Raw genomic sequence first — 4,158 nt, 5'->3', positions numbered from 1 at the left:
CTCAACCGCAGCCGCGGATCGGCGGCCACCGCCTCCAGCACCCGCACCCAACGACCGACCAACCGCTCCACCGACACCGCGTCGAACAGATCCGCGGCCGCGGTCACCGTGCCGCGCAGCCCGGCCGGCCGCCCCTCGCGGTCGTAAGACTCGCCGACCATCACGTCCAGGTCGAACTTGGCCGCGACCTGCGCTGCCGGCAGCCCCGCGGCCAGCTCCGAGGACACGCCGCCGATCCGCACGCCCGAGGTGCTCACCGAAGCACGTCCGGTGTTCTGCAGCGTCAGCATCGTCTGGAACAACGGGTGGCGCGCCAGCGACCGGGCCGGGGCCAGCTCCTCCACCAGCCGCTCGAACGGCACATCCTCGTGCGCGAGAGCGCCCAGGCCGGCCGTCCGGGCGCGCGCCAGCGCCTCACGGAACGTCGGGTCGCCGGACAGGTCGGTGCGGATGACCAGGGTGTTGACGAAGCATCCGACCAGCTCCTCCAGCGCCTCGTCGGTGCGGCCGGCCACGGCGGCACCGATCGGGATGTCGGTACCGGCACCCAGGCGGGAGAACAGCACGGCGAGCGCGGCCTGCAGCACCATGAACAGCGTCGCGCCCTCGGCACGCGCCAGCTCCACCAGCTTCTGGTGCAGCTCGGCCGGGACCTCCAGCGGCACACCGTGGCCCTGGCGGCTCGCGACCGGCGGGCGCGGGCGGTCGAACGGAAGCTCAAGCTCCTCGGGTATGCCGGCCAGCGCCTCGCGCCAGTAGGCGACCTGGCGGGAGAGCAGGCTCTCCGGGTCGTCCGCCTCTCCCAGCAGCTCGCGCTGCCAGAGGGCGTAGTCGCCGTACTGCACCGGCAGCGGCTCCCACTCGGGCGCCCCGCCCTCCAGCCGCGCCGCGTACGCCACCGAGATGTCCCGGGCCAGCGGGGCCTTCGACCAGCCGTCGGTAGCGATGTGATGGATCGCCAGCACCAGGACGTGGTCGTCCGGGGTCGCGGTCAGCAGCGTCGCCCGGAACGGGACCTCCTTCGCCAGCTCGAAGACGTGCTTGGTCGCCTCGGCTGCCACCTGCGGCAGATCCGCCGGGGCAACCTCGGCCAGCTGCAGATCCCAGTCCAGCTCGTCCATCTCCAGGACCTGCTGGTACGGCTCGCCATCCGTCGCGGGGAAGATCGTCCGCAGCACCTCGTGCCGCTCCAGCACATCTCGCAGCGCTGCACCCAGAGCCTGGTGGTCGACTTCGCCCGAGAATCCCAACACAATTGGGCTGTTGTACAGCGCGCTAGGCCCCTCGAACTGGTCGATGAACCACAGACGGCGCTGCGCGAACGACAACGGAAACATCAGGACTCCTTCTTCTTGCGCGGCCGCAGCGCGGGCCGGGCAGACTTCTGACTTCCAACCCGCTTCGCGAGCTCGGCGACCGTCGGCGCCTCGAACAAAATCCCCATCGTCACTTCCGCGCCCAGCGCCGTGCGGACCCGGTTCATCAGCCGCATCGCCAGCAGCGAGTGGCCGCCCAGGGCGAAGAAGTCGTCGTCGACGCCGACCTTCTCCAGCCCGAGGACCTGCGCGAACGCGTCACACAGGGCCCGCTCCTGGGGCGTGGCCGGTGCCCGGCCCGCGCCCGCCGTGTACTCCGGGGCGGGCAGGGCGCGGCGGTCCAGCTTGCCGTTGCCGGTCAACGGCAGCCCGTCCAGCACCACCACGGCCGACGGCACCATGTGCCCGGGCAGCCGCTCGCCGACGAAGGCCCGCACCGACTCCGGCAGCCCGGCCTCGTCTCCGTCGGCGACGACGTACGCCACCAGGCGCACCTCACCGGGGGTGTCCTCACGGGCGATCACAGCGGCCTGGGCGACCGCCGGGTGCCCGGCGATGACCGCCTGGACCTCGCCCGGCTCCACCCGGAAACCACGCACCTTCACCTGGTCGTCCGCACGGCCCAGGAACACCACCTGACCATCCGCCGTCCAACGCGCCCGGTCCCCCGTGCGGTACATCCGCCCACCCTCAGCCCCGAACGGGCTCGCGACGAACCGCTCGGCCGTCAGACCCGGCCGGCGCACGTAACCACGCGCCACACCCGCACCCGCGATGTACAACTCGCCCACCACACCCGGCGCCACCGGCGAGAGGTACTCATCGAGCACATACAGGCGGGTGTTCGCGATCGGACGACCGATCGGCACCACACCAGCGGCCGTCAGCCCCGACGTCAGCCGGGTCGTCGCCACACCGATCGTCGCCTCGGTCGGACCGTAGTGGTTGAACACCCCACACCCACCGGCCGCTGCCAAAACCTCGCCCACCAGCGCCGGAGAAGCCGCCTCGCCACCGAACACCAGCGACCGCGCCGGCAGCACCTGCCCCGCACCACCAGCCGCCGCCAGAGCCCCCAGATGCGACGGCACCGCCTTCACGAAATCAATCCGGTGCTCCGCCAGATAACCGGCCACCGCCGCCGGATCCGTCACCGCATCCGCATCCAGGACGTGCAACTCCCCGCCACCGGTCAGACTCGCGAACACCACCGTGTTACCCAGGTCCGTCGCCTGCGCCTGCAACAACGCATACCGGCCGCCCCCACCGCCGAACCCGACCCGCTCAGGCACCGACGCCACGTAGTTCGCCAGACCACCATGCGTCACCGCCACACCCTTCGGCGTACCGGTCGAACCCGACGTATAGATCACATACGCCAACGCACCCGGCACCACCGACACCCCGGGCGCCGTCGTGGCGACCGCCGCCAGGTGCGCCGACACCGCCGGATCGTCCAGCACCAGCACCGGCACCCCACCCACGGGCACCTGCGCCAGCACCGCGCCCGTGCCCACCACAAGCACAGCCCGCGAATCGGCCAGCACAAAAGCCCCGCGCTCCGCCGGCTGCTCCGGATCCACCGGCAGATACCCGGCACCCGCCTTCCACACCGCCAGGATCGCCGCGATCATCTCCACACCACGCGGCAACGCCAGACCAACCACCGACTCCGCGCCAACACCCTGCGCCACCAGATAGTTCGCCAGACGATTCGCCTTCTCCTCCAGCTCCCGGAACGACACCCCCACACCATCGGCAACCACCGCCACCGCATCCGGCGTACGTGCGACCTGCGCAGCGAACACCTCGTGCACCGGCTCGAACACCACCACCCGATCGGTGTCGTTCCACTCCACCAACACACGACGCCGCTCATCCACGGTCAACACATCCACGGCGTCCAACGGGATCACACTCCCTTCCTGTCACGCATCGACCGCAGTGCGGGCCGGGCAGACTTCTGACTTCCAACCCGCTTCGCGAGCTCGGCGACCGTCGGCGTCGCGAACAACATCCGGATATCCACTTCCGCACCCATGGTCTTGCGGATCCGGCCGATCAGCCGGAGCGCCAGGAGCGAGTGGCCGCCCAGGGCGAAGAAGTCGTCGTCGACGCCGACCTTCTCCAGCCCGAGGACCTGCGCGAACGCGTCACACAGGGCCTTCTCCTGCGGGGTGGCCGGTGCACGGCCCGCGCCCGCCGTGTACTCCGGGGCGGGCAGGGCGCGGCGGTCCAGCTTGCCGTTGCCGGTCAGCGGCAGCACGTCCAGCACCACCACGGCCGACGGCACCATGTGCCCGGGCAGCCGCTCGCCGACGAAGGCCCGCACCGACTCCGGCAGCCCGGCCTCGTCTCCGTCGGCGACGACGTACGCCACCAGGCGCACCTCACCGGGGGTGTCCTCACGGGCGATCACAGCGGCCTGGGCAACCGCCGGGTGCCCGGCGATCACCGCCTGGACCTCCCCCGGCTCCACCCGGAAACCACGCACCTTCACCTGGTCGTCCGCACGGCCCAGGAACACCACCTGACCATCCGCCGTCCAACGCGCCCGGTCCCCCGTGCGGTACATCCGCCCACCCGTAAACGGGTCCGCGACGAACCGCTCGGCGGTCAGACCCGCGCGTCGCACGTAACCACGCGCCACACCCGCACCCGCGATGTACAACTCACCCACCACACCCGGCGCCACCGGCGAGAGGTACTCATCGAGCACATACAGGCGGGAGTTGGCGATCGGACGACCGATCGGCACCACACCGGCGGCCGTCAGCCCCGACGTCAGCCGGGTCGTCGCCACACCGATGGTCGCCTCGGTCGGACCGTAGTGGTTGAACAC

3 protein-coding genes are annotated in these 4,158 nt (G+C 71.1%); all 3 read right to left on the bottom strand.

Features of this window, described 5'->3' with window-relative positions:
* Positions 1-1,337 (bottom strand): condensation domain-containing protein (locus tag ACZ3TI_RS40680; protein WP_465735580.1); only part of this gene is annotated, 1,337 nt, incomplete at its 3' end.
* Positions 1,337-3,214 carry a non-ribosomal peptide synthetase gene (locus ACZ3TI_RS40675; RefSeq protein ID WP_465735582.1) on the bottom strand — a complete coding sequence of 626 codons (1,878 nt, stop codon included), beginning with the start codon at positions 3,212-3,214 and terminating at the stop codon, positions 1,337-1,339. The genes ACZ3TI_RS40680 and ACZ3TI_RS40675, both read right to left, overlap by 1 nt.
* A 14-nt stretch (positions 3,215-3,228) precedes the next feature.
* Positions 3,229-4,158: non-ribosomal peptide synthetase (locus ACZ3TI_RS40670; protein WP_465735578.1), on the bottom strand; the 930-nt coding region annotated here is incomplete at its 5' end.

Source organism: Kitasatospora sp. NPDC023120 (genome assembly GCF_055560835.1).
Note: the sequence above shows the minus strand (reverse complement) of the source record. Positions and strands in the feature narration are given on the sequence as shown.